This is a genomic window from Mycolicibacterium grossiae (assembly GCF_008329645.1).
GTDB lineage: Bacteria > Actinomycetota > Actinomycetes > Mycobacteriales > Mycobacteriaceae > Mycobacterium > Mycobacterium grossiae.
On sequence record NZ_CP043474.1, the window covers coordinates 22,493 to 42,654 of the forward strand.

Annotated in this window: 20 protein-coding genes; 12 read left to right on the forward strand and 8 right to left on the reverse strand. The window is 70.1% G+C overall.

What is annotated here, in order from left to right; all coding sequences use genetic code 11:
- Nucleotides 1–89: 89 nt before the first annotated feature.
- The 6 genes from FZ046_RS00100 to pth all read left to right on the forward strand — a co-directional run bounded on the left by FZ046_RS00100 (nt 90) and on the right by pth (nt 4,380).
- Entirely contained in the window at nt 90–1,034 is a 945-nt protein-coding gene (locus tag FZ046_RS00100) for a ribose-phosphate diphosphokinase (RefSeq protein ID WP_070351245.1), read from the forward strand.
- Complete coding sequence (gene arsC / locus FZ046_RS00105; protein WP_070351195.1) at nt 1,035–1,400, forward strand: arsenate reductase (glutaredoxin); 366 nt, start codon at nt 1,035–1,037, stop codon at nt 1,398–1,400.
- An 8-nt stretch (nt 1,401–1,408) separates the two neighbouring features.
- Nucleotides 1,409–2,047, forward strand: coding sequence for an LpqN/LpqT family lipoprotein (locus FZ046_RS00110; protein ID WP_083297948.1), 639 nt, complete (start codon nt 1,409–1,411; stop codon nt 2,045–2,047).
- Nucleotides 2,048–2,069: 22 nt separating this feature from the next.
- The gene (locus FZ046_RS00115) at nt 2,070–2,936 is read left to right on the forward strand and encodes an oxidoreductase (protein ID WP_070351193.1); all 867 of its coding nucleotides are present in this window, start codon (nt 2,070–2,072) and stop codon (nt 2,934–2,936) included.
- A gap of 160 nt (nt 2,937–3,096) precedes the next feature.
- Nucleotides 3,097–3,780, forward strand: a complete 684-nt coding sequence (locus tag FZ046_RS00120) for a 50S ribosomal protein L25/general stress protein Ctc (protein ID WP_070351192.1) — start codon at nt 3,097–3,099, stop codon at nt 3,778–3,780.
- A gap of 21 nt (nt 3,781–3,801) precedes the next feature.
- The gene (pth, locus tag FZ046_RS00125; protein ID WP_070351191.1) at nt 3,802–4,380 is read left to right on the forward strand and encodes an aminoacyl-tRNA hydrolase; all 579 of its coding nucleotides are present in this window, start codon (nt 3,802–3,804) and stop codon (nt 4,378–4,380) included.
- On the opposite strand, the gene FZ046_RS00130 is transcribed toward pth, so the two are convergent.
- The 3 genes from FZ046_RS00130 to FZ046_RS00140 form a co-directional block, all read right to left on the reverse strand.
- Nucleotides 4,377–5,402 carry an epoxyqueuosine reductase gene (locus FZ046_RS00130; protein WP_070351190.1) on the reverse strand — a complete coding sequence of 342 codons (1,026 nt, stop codon included), beginning with the start codon at nt 5,400–5,402 and terminating at the stop codon, nt 4,377–4,379. The genes pth and FZ046_RS00130 overlap by 4 nt on opposite strands.
- A gap of 67 nt (nt 5,403–5,469) precedes the next feature.
- A complete protein-coding gene (locus FZ046_RS00135; RefSeq protein ID WP_070351189.1) occupies nt 5,470–6,318 on the reverse strand; it encodes an ABC transporter permease in 849 nt (282 codons plus the stop codon).
- Nucleotides 6,315–7,271 (reverse strand): efflux ABC transporter ATPase subunit, DrrA-related, encoded by a 957-nt coding sequence (locus FZ046_RS00140; protein WP_246182869.1) that lies wholly within the window; start codon nt 7,269–7,271, stop codon nt 6,315–6,317. The genes FZ046_RS00135 and FZ046_RS00140 overlap by 4 nt, the downstream gene beginning before the upstream one ends.
- A gap of 158 nt (nt 7,272–7,429) precedes the next feature.
- Between FZ046_RS00140 and FZ046_RS00145 the strand changes: the two genes are divergently transcribed.
- Nucleotides 7,430–7,723: a hypothetical protein gene (locus FZ046_RS00145; RefSeq protein WP_407664437.1), complete on the forward strand. Its 294-nt coding sequence runs from the start codon at nt 7,430–7,432 to the stop codon at nt 7,721–7,723.
- A 73-nt stretch (nt 7,724–7,796) separates the two neighbouring features.
- Here the strand turns inward: FZ046_RS00145 and FZ046_RS00150 are convergent, their stop codons facing one another.
- On the reverse strand, nt 7,797–9,431 hold the full coding sequence (locus FZ046_RS00150) for a fatty acyl-AMP ligase (protein WP_070351244.1): 1,635 nt from the start codon (nt 9,429–9,431) through the stop codon (nt 7,797–7,799).
- Nucleotides 9,432–9,735: 304 nt separating this feature from the next.
- Nucleotides 9,736–10,698 carry a 4-(cytidine 5'-diphospho)-2-C-methyl-D-erythritol kinase gene (locus FZ046_RS00155; protein WP_070351187.1) on the reverse strand — a complete coding sequence of 321 codons (963 nt, stop codon included), beginning with the start codon at nt 10,696–10,698 and terminating at the stop codon, nt 9,736–9,738.
- A 203-nt stretch (nt 10,699–10,901) separates the two neighbouring features.
- Between FZ046_RS00155 and FZ046_RS00160 the strand changes: the two genes are divergently transcribed.
- The gene (locus FZ046_RS00160; protein WP_070351186.1) at nt 10,902–11,696 is read left to right on the forward strand and encodes a serine/threonine-protein kinase; all 795 of its coding nucleotides are present in this window, start codon (nt 10,902–10,904) and stop codon (nt 11,694–11,696) included.
- A gap of 68 nt (nt 11,697–11,764) precedes the next feature.
- The gene (locus tag FZ046_RS00165; protein WP_070351185.1) at nt 11,765–13,285 is read left to right on the forward strand and encodes an amino acid permease; all 1,521 of its coding nucleotides are present in this window, start codon (nt 11,765–11,767) and stop codon (nt 13,283–13,285) included.
- Between the two features lie 57 nt (nt 13,286–13,342).
- Here FZ046_RS00165 and rsmA read toward each other — a convergent pair whose 3' ends face one another.
- From rsmA to FZ046_RS00180, 3 genes are all read right to left on the reverse strand, one after another.
- Entirely contained in the window at nt 13,343–14,299 is a 957-nt protein-coding gene (rsmA, locus tag FZ046_RS00170) for a 16S rRNA (adenine(1518)-N(6)/adenine(1519)-N(6))-dimethyltransferase RsmA (protein ID WP_070351184.1), read from the reverse strand.
- Nucleotides 14,296–15,423: a resuscitation-promoting factor gene (locus FZ046_RS00175; protein ID WP_070351183.1), complete on the reverse strand. Its 1,128-nt coding sequence runs from the start codon at nt 15,421–15,423 to the stop codon at nt 14,296–14,298. The genes rsmA and FZ046_RS00175 overlap by 4 nt, the downstream gene beginning before the upstream one ends.
- 103 nt (nt 15,424–15,526) lie before the next feature.
- The gene (locus FZ046_RS00180; protein ID WP_070351182.1) at nt 15,527–16,369 is read right to left on the reverse strand and encodes a TatD family hydrolase; all 843 of its coding nucleotides are present in this window, start codon (nt 16,367–16,369) and stop codon (nt 15,527–15,529) included.
- A 26-nt stretch (nt 16,370–16,395) separates the two neighbouring features.
- Here FZ046_RS00180 and metG point away from each other — a divergent pair, with 26 nt between their 5' ends.
- The 3 genes from metG to FZ046_RS00195 all read left to right on the forward strand — a co-directional run bounded on the left by metG (nt 16,396) and on the right by FZ046_RS00195 (nt 20,151).
- Nucleotides 16,396–17,976, forward strand: a complete 1,581-nt coding sequence (gene metG / locus FZ046_RS00185; RefSeq protein ID WP_070351181.1) for a methionine--tRNA ligase — start codon at nt 16,396–16,398, stop codon at nt 17,974–17,976.
- Between the two features lie 112 nt (nt 17,977–18,088).
- Entirely contained in the window at nt 18,089–19,267 is a 1,179-nt protein-coding gene (locus FZ046_RS00190) for an NAD(P)/FAD-dependent oxidoreductase (protein WP_070351180.1), read from the forward strand.
- Complete coding sequence (locus FZ046_RS00195) at nt 19,264–20,151, forward strand: RNA polymerase sigma-70 factor (RefSeq protein ID WP_070351179.1); 888 nt, start codon at nt 19,264–19,266, stop codon at nt 20,149–20,151. The genes FZ046_RS00190 and FZ046_RS00195 overlap by 4 nt, the downstream gene beginning before the upstream one ends.
- Nucleotides 20,152–20,162 lie beyond the last annotated feature (11 nt).

Consider the following 20,162-nt stretch of genomic DNA (forward strand, 5'->3'; position numbering starts at 1 on the left):
TACCATTCAACTGATCCCCAGACCCACGAAGGGCCGATGAGAGGGCCGAAGTGAGCAGCCACGACTGGATTGACAACCGCAAGAGCCTGATGCTCTTCTCCGGGCGCGCGCACCCCGAGTTGGCCGAGCAGGTCGCGAAGGAACTCGACGTCCCGGTCACCGCGCAGACCGCCCGCGACTTCGCCAACGGCGAGATCTTCGTCCGCTTCGACGAGTCGGTCCGTGGCTGCGACGCGTTCGTCCTGCAGAGCCATCCCGCGCCGCTCAACCAGTGGCTCATGGAGCAGCTCATCATGATCGATGCGCTCAAGCGCGGCAGCGCCAAGCGCATCACCGCGATCCTGCCCTTCTATCCGTACGCCCGGCAGGACAAGAAGCACCGCGGCCGCGAGCCCATCTCCGCGCGACTGGTCGCCGACCTGTACAAGACGGCCGGCGCGGACCGCATCGTGACCGTCGATCTGCACACCGACCAGATCCAGGGCTTCTTCGACGGCCCGGTCGATCACATGCGCGCGCAGAAGCTGCTCACCGGCTACATCGCGGAGAACTACTCCGACGAGGACATGGTCGTCGTGTCCCCCGATTCCGGCCGCGTGCGCGTCGCCGAGAAGTGGGCCGACTCCCTCGGCGGCGTCCCGCTGGCCTTCATCCACAAGACGCGCGACCCGCTGGTGCCCAACCAGGTGAAGTCCAACCGCGTCGTCGGCGACGTGAAGGGCAAGACCTGCATCCTCACCGACGACATGATCGACACCGGCGGCACCATCGCCGGCGCGGTCAACCTGCTGCGCCAGGACGGTGCGAAGGACGTCATCATCGCGGCCACGCATGGCGTGCTGTCCGATCCGGCCGCGCAGCGCCTGGCCGAGTGCGGCGCCCGCGAGGTCATCGTCACCAACACGCTGCCGATCGGTGAGGAGAAGCGCTTCCCGACGCTCACCGTCCTGTCGATCGCGCCGCTGCTCGCCAACACCATCCGTGCGGTGTTCGACAACGGGTCGGTGACGAGTCTGTTCGACGGGTCGGCGTAGATGGCCGACGCCGGTCGGCAGCACGGTGGCGCCGTCGTCTACCACAACCCGCGCTGCTCGACGTCACGCAAGACGCTGGAGTTGTTGCGCGACAACGGCATCGAGCCGGAGGTGGTGCAGTACCTCAAGACGCCGCCGACGCGCGAGGAGATTGCGCGGCTGATCGCCGACGCCGGCATCGACGTGCGCACCGCCGTCCGCAGGCGCGAGGCCCTCTACGCCGAACTCGGGCTGGCCGACGCGTCCGACGAACGACTGCTCGACGCGATGGCCGAGCATCCCATCCTCATCGAGCGGCCGTTCGTCACCACCGCGAAGGGGACGCGCCTCGCCCGGCCGGTCGACGCGGTGCGCGAGATCCTGTGATCCGCGGTGTGGCAGCGGCGCTGCTGGTGGCGCTCGCCGTCACCGGCTGCGAGTCGTCGCAACCCGACTACCAGTCGATCTGGACCACCACCACGACGACCACGCCGTCGGAGACCGCCAAACCCGAGCCGATCTCGTCGTTCCTGGAGAAGGCCGGCGTCACCGGTCAGACCGTCGCCCCCGAGGAACTCACCGACCTGACGGTGACGATTCCGACGCCCGCCGGCTGGCAGCCCTACCAGAACACCAACATGGCCCCCGGCACGCGGATGATCGCCAAGGGCGACACCTACCCCACCGCGATGATCCTGGTGTTCCGGCTCACCGGCGACTTCGACGTGCGCGAGGCGCTGAAGTACGCCGACGGCGACGCCAAGCTGTCGGAGAACTTCAAGCAGCTCAACGCCTCGGCGGCCGACTTCGGCGGTTTCCCGTCGTCGATGATCGAAGGCAGCTACGACCTCAACGGCCGGCGCATGCAGACCTACAACCGCATCGTCATCGCGACCGGCACCCCGCCGAAGCCGGGTGCGCCCGGCCAGCGTTACCTGGTGCAACTGACGGTCACCACGTTCGCCGACCAGGCCCAGCAGGAGGGGCCGGACATCGAGGCGATCATCAAGGGTTTCACCGTCGCCGCCAAGTAGCGGTGTCACTACCCTCGACGGCATGAGCGACTGGACCGCTGCGGACCTGCCCTCCTTCACCGGCCGCACCGTGATCGTCACCGGCGCCAACAGCGGACTCGGCGAGGTCACCGCACGCGAACTCGCCCGCGTGGGCGCCTCGGTGGTCCTCGCGGTGCGCAACCGCGCCAAGGGCGAGTCGGCGGCGGCGCGGATGACCGGTGACGTCGAGGTCCGCAGCCTCGACCTGCAGGACCTCGCCTCGGTGCGGGCCTTCGCCGACGGCGTCGACCACGTCGACGTGCTGATCAACAACGCCGGCATCATGGCGGTGCCCTACGCGCAGACCGCCGACGGATTCGAGAGCCAGATCGGCACCAACCACCTCGGGCACTTCGCGCTGACCAACCTGCTGCTGCCGAAGGTCACCGACCGGGTGGTGACGGTGTCGTCGATGATGCACCTGCTCGGAGTGATCAGCCTCAAGGACCTCAACTGGAGGTCCCGGCCGTACCTTGCGTGGCCGGCCTACGGCCAGTCCAAGCTCGCCAACCTGCTGTTCACCAGGGAGTTGCAGCGCCGGCTCACCGCGGCCGGATCACCCGTGCGCGCCGTCGCCGCGCACCCCGGCTACTCGGCGACCAACCTGCAGGGCCAGACCGGCACCGCGCTCGGCACCCGGATGTGGACGGCGGCCAACCGGGTCGCCACCGACGCCGACTTCGGCGCCCGCCAGACGCTGTACGCGGTGTCCCAGGACGTCGCCGGCGACGCCTTCATCGGCCCGCGGTTCGGCATGTGGGGTCGTAGCCAACCGGTCGGCCGCAGTCCGCTCGCCGCGAGCGACACGACGGCGCGCGCCCTGTGGGAGCTGTCCGCGCAGCTCACCGGCACCGACTTCGCGCTCTGACGTCGGCTCGTCGATTTCTTCCCGAGCCGGCCCGTGCGCTAATCTGGCGGGCGATCACGGCGAGGGTGGCCCTGCCACCGTCATCGACGGGACGTCTGCAGCACCGCTGCGCTCACCCTGGCCGTGCGACACGAAACAGCACAGGCATCAGGAGAATCGCATGGCCAAGTCCGGCACCGTCACCAACAACCTCACCGCGCTCGTCCGCGAGCAGACCGGCAAGGGCGCGTCGCGACGCGCCCGTCGCGAGGGCCGCGTGCCCGCCGTGCTGTACGGCCACGGCACCGAGCCGCAGCACCTCGAGCTGAACGCGCACGACCTCGCCGCCGTGCTGCGCCACTCCGGCACCAACGCGGTGCTGAGCCTCGACATCGCCGGCACCGAGCAGCTCGCGCTGACCAAGTCGCTCGAGATGCACCCGATCCGTCGCACCATCACCCACCTGGACCTGCTGGTCGTGCGCCGCGGCGAGAAGGTCACCGTCGAGGTGACCGTCACCGTCGAGGGCGAGGCCACGCCCGGCACCCTGGTCACCCAGGAGGTCAACGCCATCGAGATCGAAGCCGAGGCGCTGTCGATCCCCGAGGGCTTCACCGTGTCGGTCGAGGGCGCCGAGGAGGGCACCCAGATCACCGCGGGCCAGATCGAGCTGCCGTCGGGTGTCACGCTGATCACCGATCGCGAGCAGCTGGTCGTCAACGTCGTCGCCGCGCCGACCGAGGAGGAGCTCGAGGCCGAGGGCGGCGGCGCGTCGCTCGAGGAGCAGGCCGAGGAGGCCGCCGACGCCGAGGCGGAGGACGCCGCTGCCGAGGGCGGCGACGAGGCACCCGCCGAGTCCGAGTAAGTCGGCAGGGGCGCGGGTCTCGTGGCCGAACCGCTGCTGGTGGTCGGCCTGGGCAACCCCGGGCCGCAGTACGCCACCACCCGGCACAACGTCGGGTTCCTGGTCGCCGACGTCCTGGCCGACCGCATCGGCACCGGCTTCAAGCTGCACAAGAAGTCCGGCGCCGACGTGGTGACCGGCCGGTTGGGCGGCACGTCGGTGGTGGTGGCCAAGCCGCGCACCTACATGAACGAGTCCGGCAGGCACGTCGGGCCGTTGGCGAAGTTCTACTCGATCGCCCCGGCCGACGTGATCGTGCTGCACGACGAACTCGACATCGACTTCGGCCGCATCCGGCTGAAGTTCGGTGGCGGGGCGGCCGGGCACAATGGACTGCGGTCGGTCGGGTCGGCGTTGGGCACCAACGACTTCGGTCGGGTGCGGATCGGCATCGGCCGCCCACCCGGCCGGCAGTCCGGTGCCTCGTTCGTGCTGGAGAACTTCAACTCCCGCGAGCGTCCGGAACTGGGCGTGATCGTCGAACAGTCCGCCGACGCCACCGAATTGATGATCCGCGACGGCCTCGAGCCGGCGCAGAACGTGGTGCACGCCTGGGGCTAGCGGCCCCGGATCCCGCTGTCGACGACCTTGGTCGGCTTGTGCGGGTAGCGCTTCTCCGCGTGCGCCTTGGCCGCCGAGTTCGGCAGCACGTACAGCGTCTCGCGCTTGTCCTGCAGCGGCCGCAGCACGGTGTCCATGAACGACTTGCGGTCGTCGAGGTAGGGCCCGATGACGTCCTCGCCCGCCGGACACACCGCGAGGCAGTACGCCGCCTTGTAGTTCGGCTTGAACGCGAGGCTCTGCCACATCGACGCATTCTCCGAATCGGTGACGCGGGAACGGAAGTCGTCGGCGTCGGCGCTGTCGGCGACGGTCTGCACCCAGTCGGTGAACCCGCCCATGAACTCGCGGTAGTTGTGCACCGAGCACGCGACGAAGTCGAAGGCGCCGTCCTTGCCGATCGCCCCCACCGGGCACGCCGCCACGCACAGCTTGCACTCCAGGCACGGTGAGTAGTCCAGCGGCTCGCCGTACCGGGAGATCGGCGTATCGAGCACGATCGTCGCCAGCAGGATGAAGTTGCCGAACCGCGGGTGAATCACGTTGCGGTGGATGCCCATGACGCCGAGGCCGGATGCCACGGCGACCGGCTTGTGCGCGATGACCCAGATGCGACCCGGGAACCGGTCCATCTCCATGGGGAACGTCGCCGACGGGTTGAGCGCGCGGTGGCCGGTGTCCTCCAGCATGCGCGTGATGCGGTGCGCCGCCTCGTTGATGATCTCGCCGGTGCGATGGAACTCCTGGTTGGCGACGCTGCGGGCCGTCGACCGCACGTTGTCGCGGTTCATCCGCACCACCAGCGAGACGTAGCTGCGTGCGCCGGGTAACGCCGCCTCGGCGTGCTCGCGCTCCGACGCCAGCGCCGGGTCGTCGACGCTGGCGAACGCGACGTCGTCCGCGCCCGCATCGAGACACACCTGTCGCAGCCAGTCGGCGTCGACGACCTCCGGCCGCCGGCGGGGCCGGTCGCGCATGGCGCGCACGGTCGGGTGGTCGGCGATCCGGGGCGGAATGGTCATGACTGCTGAGTATAGTTAGCAATACCTAGATGGCGTCAAGCGGTACGCGGGCGTCCACGTGAGGTACTCAGTCCGAGGTGCGGCGGGCGTAGGCGCGCAGGGCGAACGGGGCGATGAGCGCCATCATCGCCAACGACCACAGCACGGTCGCGAGCACGGGGTGATGCAGCGGCAGCTGGGCGTCCGGCGGCGCCGCGGGACCGTTGCCCCACAGCTCGCGCATGGCCTGGGCGAGCGACGACACCGGGTTCCACTCGGCGACCACCCGCAGCCAGCGCGGCATCGGCTCGGTGGGCGCGAAGGTGTTGGCCAGGAACGTGATCGGGAACAGCACGGTGAACATCACGCCGTTGACGGCCTCCACGGAGCGCATCAGCGAGCCGATGAGGATGCCGAACCAGATCATGCCGAAGCCGAACACCAGGATCAGCGCGAACGCCAGCACGGCCTCGGCGACGCTGCCGCGGATGCGCCACCCGATGCACAGCCCCGTCACCGCCATCACCACCACGCCGATCGACGAGTGCAGCAGGCTGGCGACGCTGCGCCCGATGAGCACCGCCGACCGCCGGATCGGCAGCGAGCGGAACCGGTCGATGATGCCCTTCTCCACGTCGGCGGTGATGCCGGTCGACACGACGAACGCCGTGAACACGATCGTCTGCGCCTGGATGCCGGGCAGCAGGAACTCGCGGTAGGACGCCCCGCCGCGGGTCGCGATGGAGGCACCGAACACGAACGCGAACAGCAGCACGAACATGATGGGCTGCACGGTGACGTCGCTCAGCATCTCCGGCATGCGCTTGGTGTGGATCATGTTGCGCTTGACCATGATCCAGGACTGCTGGGCGATGTTCGTCGGCGTGATGTCGGGACGCCGGATGGTCGACCCGGCTTCGGATCGCACGGCGGTCACGCGGGGATCTCCTCGTCGTCGGCGCGGTGGCCGGTCAGGGACAGGAAGACGTCGTCGAGGCTCGGGCGGGACAGGCCGATGTCGTCGACGTCGATGCCGTGCTCCTGCAGCAGCCCCGCCACGGTGGTCAACGCGGCGATGCCCTCGGCGGCGGCGGTGAGCTGCCGCGCCCCGTCGTCGACGTGGATCTCGGTGCCGGTGCGGGCCATCAGGTCACGGGCCCGTGGCAGATCGTGGGCGTGCGACACCGTCACGACCAGGCTCGCGTTGCCGGCCTGCTGCTTGAGCTGAAGCGGCGTGCCCTGGGCGATGATGCGGCCACGGTCGATGACGACGATCTCATCGGCGAGCTGGTCGGCCTCCTCGAGGTACTGCGTCGTCAGCAGCAGCGTCATGCCCCCGGCGACCAGCCCGCGCAGGACGTCCCACAGATCGTTGCGGCTGCGCGGGTCCAGACCCGTGGTGGGCTCGTCGAGGAACAGCACCGGCGGTGACGCGATCAGGCTGACCGCGAGGTCGAGGCGTCGGCGCATGCCACCGGAATACGTCTTGACCGGCCGGTCGGCGGCCTCGGCGACCGCGAACTGCTCGAGCAGCTCGTCCCCCAGACGGGCCAGCTGGCGGCGGCGGATGCCGTACAGCCCGCCGATCATGCGGATGTTCTCCCGGCCGGTGAGCAGCTCGTCGACGGTGGCGGCCTGCCCGGTGAGGCCCATGTTGCGCCGCACCATGTCGGGCTGCTCGCGGACGTCGTACCCGGCGACGCGCGCCGTCCCGCTCGTCGGCTCGGACAGCGTCGTCATCATCCGGACCGTGGTGGTCTTGCCCGCGCCGTTGGGCCCCAGCAGGCCCAGCACGGAGCCGGCCGGGATGGTGAAGCTGACGCCGTCGACCGCGCGATGGTCGCCGAACTGCTTGACGAGGTCGACTGCCTCGATGGCCGGCTGCGTCACGGGACCACCGTAGCCAGGGCCGCCGACGCCGAGCGAGCGATTTCGGCGCGCCGCTCGCCGCTCAGCGACGGAAAGCGCGCCGAAATCGCACGGAAACGGGACATGGTGGTGTCGACCGGCGGGACGGCCGCGACTCATCGCGCCTACCGTCGGGTGGCGTGCTGGTATGGATCAACGGCGCCTTCGGGGCCGGCAAGACGCAGACCGCATTCGAGCTGCACCGCCGCCTTCCGGCGTCGCACGTCGCCGACCCGGAACTCATCGGCTTCGCCATCCACCGAATGCTGCCGCCGGGCGCCCGGGCCGACTTCCAGGACCGGCCGCAGTGGCGCGCAGCGGTCGTCGCGACGCTGGCCGACGCGGCCTACTTCGACGAGATCATGTCCGGGCTGGCCGCGGACGGCGTCGGCGTCCGGCGCGCCGCGGTCGGGGTGCGCCACATCCGGTGGTAGCGAACGAGCGATTTCGGCGCGCTTTCCGTGCACCAGCGACGGTAAGCGCGCCGAAATCGCAGGGGAACGGGGGCTAGGTGACCAGCGAGACCGAGTTGGCGCGGCGCAGCTTGCCCGAGGGGGTCTTCGGGATGGTGCCGGGGCCGAGGACCACGACGTTGCGCGGACGCATGTCGACCTCGGTGACCACCTCGTGGGCCACCTCGTGCTCGATGCGGCGCACCTCGGCGGGATCCTGCCAGGCGTTGGACTCGACGGCCACGGCGAACGTCTCGCGGGAGTGCCCGGCATCGAGGCGCACCGCGACGGCGCAGCCCGGGCGGACGCCCGGCACGCGGCCGGCGGCGCGCTCGATGTCGGTCGGGTAGATGTTGCGGCCCGCCATGATGATGACGTCCTTGACGCGGCCGCAGACCACCACGTTGCCCTCCTCGGTGATGTAGCCGAGGTCGCCGGTGTCGTACCAGCCGTGCTCGTCCTGGGCGGGCAGGAAGCCGCCCATGGTGATGTAGCCGGGGGTCAGCGATTCACCGCGCAGCTCGATGACGCCGACGCCGCGCGACGGCATCACCTCGCCGTTCTCGTCGACGACGCGCGCCTCGAGGTCCTGCAGCAGCGGGCCGAGCGACGCGAGCCGCTTGGTGTTGCCCTTCGTGGCGGGCACGGCGCGGCGCAGCGCGGCGAGCAGGTCGGCGTCGACCTCGTCGACCACCAGACCGGCGTTGCACGGCGAGAACGACACGGCCAGGCAGGTCTCGGCCATGCCGTAGGCCGGCAGGATCGCCGACGAGCGCAGTCCGAACGGCTTGCCGGCGTCGATCAGGTCCTCGACGTCGGCCGGTTCGACGGGCTCGGCCCCCGAGAGCGCGAACCGCAGCGTCGAGAGGTCGAAGTCTCCGGGCTTGGCCTGCCGGCGCAGCCGCTTGGCCAGCAGCGCGTAGGCGAAGTTGGGCGCCGCGGTCATGGTGCCCTTGTACTTGTCGATGAGCTTCGCCCACAGCAGGGTGTCGCGGAGGAAGTCCATCGGCGTGACCTTGACCAGCTCGGCGCCGAAGTACATCGGGATGGTGAGGAAGCCGACCATGCCCATGTCGTGGAAGCAGGGCAGCCAGCTGACCATGACGTCGCGGTCGACGTCGTACTCCGCGCCGACGAACATCGCCTCGGCGTTGGAGTGGATGTTGCGGTGGGTGATCTGCACGGCCTTCGGCGACCCGGTCGAGCCGGACGTCAGCTGCATCAGCGCCAGGTCGTCCTCGCCGGTCTCGACCGGATCGATCGGGTCGGCGGCCAGCAGGTCGGCGACCTTGAGGACCTTGATGCCCTTCTCCTCCAGGACCGGGGCGGCCACCAGGAAGGGCTCGGAGATGATGACGGCGTCGGCCTCGATCATGCCGATGACGTTCATGGTGTCGTCGGCCCACACGGCGAGGTCGGTGCGCGGGGTGGGCTGGTGCAGCATCGTCAGGCTGGCGCCGCGCATCCACACGCCCTGGGCGGTCGGCGCGATCTCGACGGGGAAGCCGGCCAGCACGCCGACGGCGTCACCATGCCCGACGCCCGCGGCTGCCAGTCCGCCGGCGATCCGGCGGGCGCGCTCGTGCACCTCGAGCCAGGTATGCCGCACGGGCTCGTGCGGCTCGCCGGTCACCATGCCCCGCGTGCTCTCGTGAGCGTTGCGGAACATCTTCTCGGTAAATCTGCTCACCACGACCTCCTGGTGTCAGGCGACTGTGCCCGGTCCATGCTCCACCCGCCGGTGACGGTCGCCGTGCAGGCGCGCACGCACGATTCGGGAGCGTTTTCGTCAAGAAACGGTGTTGACCCGTATATCGGGCTCCGGACCTCAGCCGTTCCGCCGCGCATCCGCCCGCCGGGAGTTCCGGAGGGTGACGTCGTCGCGTAGGCCGCGTGACCGCTAGCGTTCACCGCCGATCATCTTAAGAGACTCTTAAGTAACTGCCAAACCGATCGGCGAACTGAGGCCTGTGTCACACCGCCGAATCGGGCGTTCAGCCGCCGACGGGAGACGGGACGATCCGCGCGCCGGGCACCGGACCGCTCGCGGCGCGCACCGTGCGGCAGATCCCCTCCCCGGCGAGTTCGACGCCGACGTCCACCGCCGACGTGGCCGACGAGCACAGGAAGGCGCATGTCGGCCCGGACCCCGAGACGATGCCGGCCAGCGCGCCGGCATCGGTGCCGGCCTTCAGGGTGCGACGCAGCCGGCCGTCGAGCGCGATCGCGGCGGGTTGCAGGTCGTTGCCGAGCAACGGCGCGAGCCGGGCCGGGTCGCCCGAGGCGAGCGCCGCCAGCAGCGGTTCGGGATCGTCGAGCCGCGTCGGCCCGCCGTCCGGGTCGGCCCGCATGCGGTCGATCTCGCCGAACACCGTCGGGGTCGACAACTCCCCCTCGGCGAACGCCAGCACCCAGTGAAAGGTGCTGCGCGCGAGCACCGTCGCGAGCTGTTCGCCACGCCCGGTGCCCAGCGCCGTACCCCCGTGCAGCGCGAACGGCACGTCGCTGCCGAGCTGGGCGGCCAACCCGTGCAGGTCGCGCCGCGGCAGGCCGAGTTCCCACAGCGCGTTGAGCGCGACGAGCACCGCCGCCGCGTCGGCGCTGCCGCCCGCCATCCCGCCGGCCACCGGGATCGACTTGGCGATGGAGATCGCGACGTCCGGGGCCCGTCCGACGTGGTCGGCGAGCAGGTCGGCGGCACGCCACGCGAGGTTGCGCTCGTCGGTGGGCAGGACGCGGGCGCCTTCGCCGGTCACCTCCAGCGACAGCACGTCCGCCGCGCTGACGGTGACCTCGTCGAACAGTGACACGGCGTGGAACACGGTGGTCAATTCGTGATAGCCGTCGTCGCGCAGGTCACCCACCCCGAGGTGGAGGTTGACCTTTCCCGGGACGCGTACCGTCACCGAGCCCGACGGGACCCAGTCCGGAGCGGTTCTTCCGTCGGAGGCGGGCACGCCACGACATTAACCGTCGCGGCGACGACGACAGGTGACAAGTGGTGAGATACCCCTCGCGATCCCGCCGCTCGGCCTCGGCTGTCCGACGCCCACTGGCCTCCACGCTAGGTTTGCTCGCGGGGTGTGTCAAGGATCACCGCCGAGCCCGTCCACACCGCTCGGCGCGTGCCGGACGCCCATCGTCCGTAGCCTCTACATCCGTGCTGGCACCCGGTGACCGCCACGGCGACTACGTCGTCGACGCCGTCCGCGGCCGCGGCGGATCCGCCACGGTCTACGCCGCGCACCACGCCATGGCGCCCAGCCGGGTGGTGGCGCTCAAGGTGCTCGACGCGCCGACGCCGCAACGGGTGGCGCATCTGCACCGCGAGTTCGACGTCGCGTGGCGGCTCACCCACCCCCGGATCGTCACGGTGTACGAGCAGGGGCCTGGCTGGCTGACGATGGAGCTGCTGGGCGGCGGTGCGGTGACCACGCTCGAGCGCATGCCCGACCGTCTCGCCGCGCTCGCCGACGTCGCCGCCGGGTTGGACTACGCCCACGACCACCGCGTCGCGCACGGCGACGTCAAGCCGTCGAACATGTTGGTGCACAGCGACTTCGGTCACGGCGGTGCGGTTCTGGTGGACTTCGGCTCGGCGCGTCTGCTGGACGGGACCGACGACGCACCGCGCCCGGCGGGGATCGAGGCCTCGCTGCCCTACGCCGCCCCGGAGGTCCTGCGCGGCAGGCCGGCGTCGGCCGCGTCGGACGAGTACGCGCTCGCGTGCTCGGCGGTCGAACTGCTCACCGGGGCACCGCCGTTCGTGGCCGCCACGACCATGGCCCTCACCGACGCGCACCTGCACCGCCCGGTGCCCGGCTATGCGCGCCGGCTCGCGTGGATCAGCCATGCCTTCGACTCGATCCTCGCCAAGGCGATGGCGAAGGACCCCGGGCAGCGCTACCCCACGTGCACCGAGTTCGTCCGACTGGTGACCCGCGCCCTCACCTGAGGGCGCGTTACACGAGTTTTACGGTCCTCGAGTTTCCGCTTCGCCCACCCGGCGTTAGCGTCGGTCGGATGGCGACTCCCACCGAATACGACGCCTCGGCGCTGACGCACGAGGACGAGGGTTATCACAAGGGCCTCAAACCCCGTCAGCTGCAGATGATCGCGATCGGCGGCGCGATCGGAACCGGCCTGTTCATGGGCGCGGGTGGACGGCTCAACACGGCGGGCCCCGGCCTGTTCATTGTCTACGCGGTCTGCGGCGTCTTCGTGTTCTTCATCCTGCGCGCGCTCGGCGAGCTGGTGCTGCACCGGCCGTCGTCGGGTTCGTTCGTCTCCTACGCCCGCGAATTCCTCGGCGAGAAGGCCGCGTACGTCGCCGGCTGGATGTACTTCTTCAACTGGGCGTGCACCTCGATCGTCGACGTGACGGCGATCGCGCTGTACATGCACTACTGGGGCGCCTTCAAGGCCGTCCCGCAGTGGACCATCGCCCTGATCGCGCTGGTCATCGTGCTCACCGTCAACATGATCTCGGTGAAGCTGTTCGGCGAGATGGAGTTCTGGGCCGCACTGATCAAGGTCGTCGCGCTGGTCACGTTCCTCGTCGTCGGAATCGTGTTCCTCGCAGGGCGTTTCACCGTCGAGGGACAGACCACGGGTACCTCGGTGATCGCCGACAACGGCGGCCTGCTGCCCACCGGCGTGTTACAGCTGGTCATCATCACGTCCGGGGTCATCTTCGCCTACGCCGCGGTGGAACTGGTGGGGACGGCCGCCGGGGAGACCGAGGACCCGGCGAAGGTGATGCCACGCGCAATCAACTCGGTGGTGTTCCGCATCGCGGTCTTCTACGTCGGTTCGCTGATCCTGCTGGCGTTGCTGCTCCCCTACACCGCCTACCAGCAGGGCACCAGTCCGTTCGTCACGTTCTTCTCCAAGATCGGCGTCCCCGCGGCCGGCGACATCATGAACTTCGTCGTCCTCACCGCCGCGCTGTCGAGCCTCAACGCCGGCCTCTACTCCACCGGGCGCATCCTGCGGTCCATGGCGATGAACGGCAGCGCGCCGGCATTCACCGCGCGGATGACGCGCAACGGCGTGCCGTTCGCGGGCATCGCGCTGACGGCCGTGTTCACCGTCGTCGGCGTCTTCCTCAACCTGGTGGTGCCGTCCGAGGCGTTCAACATCGCGCTCGACCTGTCGGCGCTGGGCATCATCGCGTCGTGGGCGACCATCGTGATCTGCCAGATCCAGCTGTACCGGTGGTCGAAGCGCGGCATCCTGTCGCGCCCGTCCTTCCGGCTGTTCGGCACGCCCTACACGAGTTACGCGACGCTGGTCTTCCTCTTCGCCGTCACCGCGCTGATGTGCTACGAGAACTACTGGAACCTGGTGGCGCTGCTGGTCATCGTGCCGGCGTTGATCATCGGGTGGTATGCGGTGCGCGGCCGGGTGCTCGAGATCGCCCGCGAACGCGTCGGCTACACCGGGAACTACCCGGTGGTGGCCGAGACGCCGCTACTCGACGAGCTGCTCGACAAGGACCAACGCACGACCGACCAACGCAAGACCGGTCAGCGCGACACCTGACGTGCAGACGAGACAGCCCGGCGGCACCTGGCCGCCGGGCTGTCGTCGTTCGTCTGGTCAGTCCGCGTCGGAGGCCTGGTCGGCAGTCACCGGCGTGGGCTGCTTGGCGGCAGGCTGCCACCCGGACCGCTGCAGCAGCCGGACGAAGTCCGCGATGCTCAGCGTCTCGCCGCGGCGGGCGGGAGCGATGCTGGCCGACAGGAGCCGCTCGGCCGACTCGTTGCCCGAGCCCGCCCACTCCGCGAACGCGTTGCGCGACGTCTTGCGGCGCTGCGCGAACGCGATGTCGATGAGCTTGAAGACCTCGTCGCGGAATTCGGCGTCGTCGGTCGGCCACTGCGGGCTCGGATGCGACGGCGACGGCTCGTAGCGATCGATGCGCACCAGGCCGGAGTAGACGCGCGGGATGGGCCAGAACACCGTCGGGGAGACCATGCCGTAGCGGCGCACGCTGCCGTAGAACCGGACCTTCGCGCTGGGCACGCCGTAGTCCTTGCCGCCCGGTTCGGCGGCGAGCCGCTCGGCCACCTCGGCCTGCACCATCACCATCACGGTGCGCAGCGTCGGGAACTCGGCGAGCATGTGCAGGATCGCCGGGACCGCGACGTTGTAGGGCAGGTTCGCCACCACCGCGGTCGGCTGGTCCTGGTAGCCGTCCATCGCCTCGATGTCGGCCCTGGTCAGCTTCAGGATGTCCTCGTTGAGGACGTTGAGCCGCTGGGCCTCGCTGTGCGAGTGGTCGCCCACGGTGATGGGCAGCTGGCGTGCCAGCACCGGGTCGATCTCGACGGCGGTCACGCGCGCGCCGCGGTCGAGGATGGCCAGGGTCAGCGAGCCGAGACCCGGCCCCACTTCGAGCACGTGGTCATGGCGGTTGACACCGGACGCGGATGCGATTCGACGGACGGTGTTGGCGTCGTGCACGAAGTTCTGTCCGAACGACTTGCGCGGCCGGAAGTCGAGCTCCTTGGCCAGGTGACGTATCTCGGTCCGTCCGAGCAGCCTGATGGTCAGCGCACTCCCAACCTTCCACTACATGTCGGCCAGGCACCCCATCCTTGGCGCGCCCTCGTTACGTCAGCAATCGCGATCTGCTCTTCCCTCGTAGCCAGATCCGCGCGCTGAGCATACCTCAGACCGCCGTTGCGCTCCCATGTGTTTTGGTCGAATTGCACACCACCGTAAAATCCGTTGCCGGTGTTGATGGCCCAGTTACCTCCCGCTTCGCAGCTGGCAAGGGCGTCCCAGGTGCTGCCGTTGCTCACCGGAGGTACTTCGGTTCCTGGCTTGGCACCGACGCGCAGCACACCCTCGCGAGCCGGGGTGATGACGACATTGGCTACTGGCAGCCTCCCCGTTTCGACACCGTTCACGCGAGCGACGGCAAAGGTCACGTCCTGCGTACCGGGGATTCCGGCGTCCTCCACCACCCGCCGGCTCATGTTCATCGTCGGGTCCTCGATGACGCGGTTGGGCGGCTGCAGCGGCATCCGCGCAACGACCTTCTCGACGCGCACGCGCGTCACGTCGACGTGCATGCCGTCGGTGACGGGCGCCGAGGCGGGCGGCGTCACGGCGTCGCTCTGCTGCAGCGGCACGCCGGCGGCCTCCAGCAGACCGGCCACGTTGGCGGCGGGCAGCGTCACCGTCCGCACCACGCCGGCGTCGTTCAACTGCACCGTTCGGGCGCTGACCACGGGCAAGGACATGCCCTGCAACGGAACTCGGGTGGCACGCGACGCCGCGGCCGGGGCGGTGTCGGTCATCGACAGCTGCGTCAGGGCTTCCTGCACCGTCGACGCGGTGGTCCACACCTCGCGGCTGCCCTGGCCGTCGAGGGACACCTGCAGCGGCCGGCTGCGGCGCAGCACGATGGTCTCGGTGTCGGCGACGTCGGCGTCCGCCGCGGGGAACAGATCGTCACGGTCGCCGACGCTGTAGCCGTTCTCCTCGACGACGTCGATGACGTGCGTCTTCATCGTCGTCACCGTCATCGTCGACCCGTCGACGTTCAACGTGACCGTCTTGTGCGCCGCGACGGCGGAGCCGCCGGCGAACGTCAGGCCGATCAGGAGCAGGGCGACGCACAGCCTGAGTTGGTGCGAGCGGGCGTGATGCAGCGTGTGCAGAGCGTTCAAGGGTGGCTATCTCCGGAGCGTAGGGCCAGCAAACGAAGAATCAGGTGGCCGGCCGTTTCATCACAGTACGGTAACGAAAGCCCCTGGTGGCGGCAAACCATCGTCACCTTCGGATTCCGTAGGTGCGGGCCGCGTTGTCGGCCGTCTGACGGGCCAGGTCCTCGGCCGGCCGGTCGACGACCTCGGCCAATGCGCGCACGGTGTAGGGCAGGCAGTACGACTCATTCGGTGCGCCGCGGAACGGATGCGGGGTGAGGAACGGCGCGTCGGTCTCCACCAGCAGCAGATCCTGCGGAATCAGCCGCGCCGCGTCCCGCAACGAGGCCGCATTGCGGAAGCTCACGGTGCCCGACAGGCTCATCAGCCAGCCGGCGTCGGCACACGTGCGCGCCATGTCCGGCCCGGACGAGAAGCAGTGGAAGATCACCGTGTCCGGCGCGCCCTCGGCGGCCAGCACGTCGAGCACGTCGGCGTCGCCGTCACGGTCGTGGATCATCAGCGGCTTGCCGACGCGCTTGGCGAGGTCGATGTGCCAGGCGAACGCCTCGCGCTGCTCGGGAACCTCGGCGCAGCCGTCGAGGCGGCCCGGCCAGTACAGGTCCATCCCGGTCTCGCCGATGGCGACCACACGCGGGTGACCCGCCAACTCCTCCAGTTCGGCGCGGGCGGCATCGTCGAGAACGTTGGCGCGCGTCGGGTGCAGGGCCACCGCGGCGTAGACGCGGTCGTCCCACTCGGCCGCGCGCACCGCCCAGCGGGCCGCCTCCAGGTCGTCGGCGATGGTGACCACCGTCGCGACGCCGACCGATTCGGCGCGGTCGAGGATGCGGCGCACGTCGTCGGCGTCGCGGGCACCGCACGCGTCGAGGTGGGTGTGCGCGTCGATCAGCGGGCTCAGCGGCTCGGGCAGCGGCGGGGGCGGACGTCTATCCCTTTTCCCGGACACGCCTACAGACAATAAGGTGAGTCGCGATGAGCACCCCGCCCCCCGCGGCGTCGCACGGCGCCGGGAGACCCTTCTACGTCACGACGGCGATCGCCTACCCCAACGGCTCGCCGCACGTCGGGCACGCCTACGAGTACATCGCGACCGACGCGATCGCCCGGTTCAAGCGCCTCGACGGCTTCGACGTGCGCTACCTCACCGGGACCGACGAGCACGGTCTGAAGATGGCGCAGACCGCGGCGGCGGAGGGCATCCCGACCGCGGACCTCGCCCGGCGCAACTCCGACGTCTTCCAGCGCCTGCAGGAGCGGGTCGGCGCGACGTTCGACCGCTTCATCCGCACCACCGACCCCGACCACGTCGAGGCGTCGGTCGCCATCTGGAACGCGATGAACGACGCCGGTGACGTCTACCTGGACTCGTACTCCGGCTGGTACTCGGTGCGTGACGAACGGTTCTACACCGAGGACGAACTCGAGACCCGCGACGACGGCGTCAAGTACTCGCTCGAGACGGGCACGCCCGTGACGTGGACCGAGGAGCAGACCTACTTCTTCCGGCTGTCGGCCTACGCCGAGCGGCTGCTGGCCCACTACGAGGCGCACCCCGAGTTCATCGGTCCCGACGTCCGGCGCAACGAAATCGTCAGCTTTGTCTCCGGCGGCCTACGCGACCTGTCGATCTCGCGAACCACGTTCGACTGGGGCGTCCCGGTACCCGGCCACCCCGACCACGTCATGTACGTCTGGGTCGACGCGCTCACCAACTACCTCACCGGCGTCGGCTACCCCGACACGTCCTCGGACGCCTACCAGCGCTACTGGCCGGCCGATCTGCACATGATCGGCAAGGACATCATTCGGTTCCACACGGTGTACTGGCCGGCGTTCCTGATGTCGGCGGGTCTGGAACTGCCGCGCCGCGTCTTCGCCCACGGCTTCCTGTTCAACCGCGGCGAGAAGATGAGCAAGTCGGTCGGCAACGTCGTCGACCCCATCGACCTGGTGACCGCGTTCGGCGTGGACCAGGTGCGCTACTTCCTGCTCCGCGAGGTGCCGTTCGGCCAGGACGGCAGCTACAGCGAAGAGGCCATCATCAGCCGGATCAACACCGACCTGGCCAACGAGCTGGGCAACCTGGCGCAGCGGTCGCTGTCGATGGTGAACAAGAACCTCGGCGGCATCGTTCCGGACCCGGGCACGTTCAGCGCCGCCGACACCGAGCTGCTCGACGCCGCCGACGCGCTGCTCCCCCGCGTGCGCGGCTTCTTCGACGAGCAGGCGATGCACCTCGCCCTCGAGGCCATCTGGGCCGTGTTGGGCGCGGCCAACCGCTACTTCTCCGCCCAGGAACCGTGGGTGCTGCGCAAGTCCGACGACCCGGCCGACCAGCAGCGCTTCGGCGCGGTGCTGTACACGACGCTCGAGACGGTACGCATCGCCGCGCTGCTGGTGCAGCCGGTGATGCCGGACGCGGCGGCGAAGCTGCTCGGGCTGCTCGGCCAGGGCGACGATGCGCGGACGTTCGCGGCGATCGGGACGCGGCTGGCGCCGGGCACCGCGCTGCCCACCCCCGAGGGCGTCTTCCCGCGCTACCAGGTCGACTGACGGGGCCTGTGATCTACGCCACTGCGTGGCGTCGGGCTGTCACACTTCGACGGTGAGCGGTGTCTCGAGGGCAGCCCGACCCGCACGGGGTCGACGCCTCGAAGGAGTTCTCATGACCGACAAGCACACCCACGTCGTCGTGATCGGTGGCGGCTACGCCGGCGTCATCGCCGCGAATCACCTGCGGCTCGACCCGACCGTCGCCGTGACGCTGATCAACCCGCGGCCGGTGTTCGTGGAGCGCATCCGGCTGCACCAGCTGGTGACGGGCTCCGACGACGCCGTCGTCGACTACGCCGACGTGCTGGGCACCGACGTCCGGCTGGTGGTCGACAGCGCCGAGCGCATCGACGCCGCGGCCCGCACCGTCGCCCTCGCCTCCGGGGAGGCGATCGGCTACGACTACCTGATCTACGCGGTCGGCAGCACCGGCGCCGTGCTCGGCGTCCCCGGTGCCGCCGAGTTCGCGTACCCGGTCTCGGAGTTCGAGCACGGGGAACCGCTGCGCGCCGCGGTGGCCGGCATCCGGCGCGGCGAGCCGGTCACGGTTGTGGGTGCGGGGCCGACCGGCATCGAGATGGCCGCCGAACTCGCCGAGGAGGGCCACGCCGTGACACTGGTGTGCGGCGGTGTCCTCGGCCCGTACCTCAGCGGCCCGGGTCGTGCCTCGGTCGCCAGGACGCTGCGCCGACTCGGCGTCACCGTGCTGGCCGAGCCGAAGGTCGCCGAGGTGCGCCGGGACGCGGTCACGCTGTCGGACGGGCACGCGCTGCCCAGCGCGGTCACCATCTGGACCGCCGGCTTCGGCGTGCCGGACCTCGCCGCCCGCAGCGGCCTGACCACCGACGCGATCGGACGGCTGCTCACCGACGAGACGCTGACGAGCGTCGACGACCCGCGCATCGTGGCGGCCGGCGACGCCTCCGCACCGTCGGACGCGCCGCTGCGGATGAGCTGCCAGGCGGCGATCCCGCTCGGCGCGCAAGCCGCCAACACCGTGCTCAGCCGCATCGCCGGGACCGAACCGGCCACGGTGAACCAGGCCTTCACCGGCCAGTGCATCAGCCTCGGCCGGCGCGCGGCGACGATCCAGCTCGCCCACCTCGACGACCGGGTACTGCCGCTGTACCTCGGCGGCCGGCTCGCCGCCGGAATCAAGGAGGCCGTCTGCAAGGGCACGATCTCCTTCCTGTCCAAGGAGGCGCGCACACCCGGTTCCTACTTCTGGCTCAAGGGCGGCAACCGCGCACGGCGCGTGGCCGCCGCGGCCGTGACCGCGCCCGCGTCATGACCGACGAGCACGCCGAGCGCTTCACCCGGCTGCGGCCGCTGCTGTTCACCATCGCCTACGAGATCACGGGCACGGCGACCGAAGCCGACGACGTCCTGCAGGACGGATACCTGCGCTGGGCCGAGGTCGACCTCGCCGAGGTGACCGACACCAAGGCCTACCTCGCGCGGCTGATCACCCGGCAGGCGCTCAACGCGCTACGGGCGCAGTCCCGCCGCCGTGAGGAGTACGTCGGGCCCTGGCTGCCCGAGCCGCTGCTGATCGACGCCGCCGACGCCGCGCACGACGTGGTGCTCGCCGAATCGGTGTCGATGGCGATGATGGTGGTGCTGGAGACCCTCGGCCCCGACGAGCGTGCGGTGTTCGTGCTGCGGGAGGTGTTCGGGTTCGACCACGCCGAGATCGCCGACGCCATCGGCAAGTCGCCGGCCGCGGTACGCCAGATCGCCCATCGCGCACGCGAACACGTGCATGCGCGGCGCCGGCGGTACGAGCCCGTCGACCCGGAGGCGTCGCTGCGGCTCACCACGCAGTTCTTCGCCACCGCCGCCACCGGTGACATCGACGGGCTGATGACGATGCTGGCGCCCGACGTGGTGTGGACCGCCGACAGCGACGGCAAGGCCAGCGCCGCCCGCCGACCGGTGGTGGGCGCCGACCGGGTGGCCCGCGTGGTGGCCGGACTGGTCCGGCTCGGGGGTCCCGACGGCCGCGCCGAGCCGGCGATGTACAACGGTCTGCCCGCGCTGGTGCTCTACCTCGGCGACACGCTCGAGGGCGTCGTCGTGCTCGAGATCGTCGACGGGCGCATCGCGAACTTCTACGCGATGCGCAACCCGGAGAAGCTCGCCGGCGTGACGGTCGCGCGCACCATCGCGCGGTAGCGGTCTGCCAA

Coding starts and splice junctions, on each gene's coding strand:
- FZ046_RS00100 (WP_070351245.1), top strand. CDS start 90: ATGCTCTTCTCCGGGCGCGCGCACCCCGAGTTGGCCGAGCAGGTCGCG.
- arsC (WP_070351195.1), top strand. CDS start 1,035: ATGGCCGACGCCGGTCGGCAGCACGGTGGCGCCGTCGTCTACCACAAC.
- FZ046_RS00115 (WP_070351193.1), top strand. CDS start 2,070: ATGAGCGACTGGACCGCTGCGGACCTGCCCTCCTTCACCGGCCGCACC.
- FZ046_RS00120 (WP_070351192.1), top strand. CDS start 3,097: ATGGCCAAGTCCGGCACCGTCACCAACAACCTCACCGCGCTCGTCCGC.
- FZ046_RS00130 (WP_070351190.1), bottom strand. CDS start 5,402: ATGACCATTCCGCCCCGGATCGCCGACCACCCGACCGTGCGCGCCATG.
- FZ046_RS00165 (WP_070351185.1), top strand. CDS start 11,765: ATGGCGACTCCCACCGAATACGACGCCTCGGCGCTGACGCACGAGGAC.
- metG (WP_070351181.1), top strand. CDS start 16,396: ATGAGCACCCCGCCCCCCGCGGCGTCGCACGGCGCCGGGAGACCCTTC.
- FZ046_RS00190 (WP_070351180.1), top strand. CDS start 18,089: ATGACCGACAAGCACACCCACGTCGTCGTGATCGGTGGCGGCTACGCC.
- FZ046_RS00195 (WP_070351179.1), top strand. CDS start 19,264: ATGACCGACGAGCACGCCGAGCGCTTCACCCGGCTGCGGCCGCTGCTG.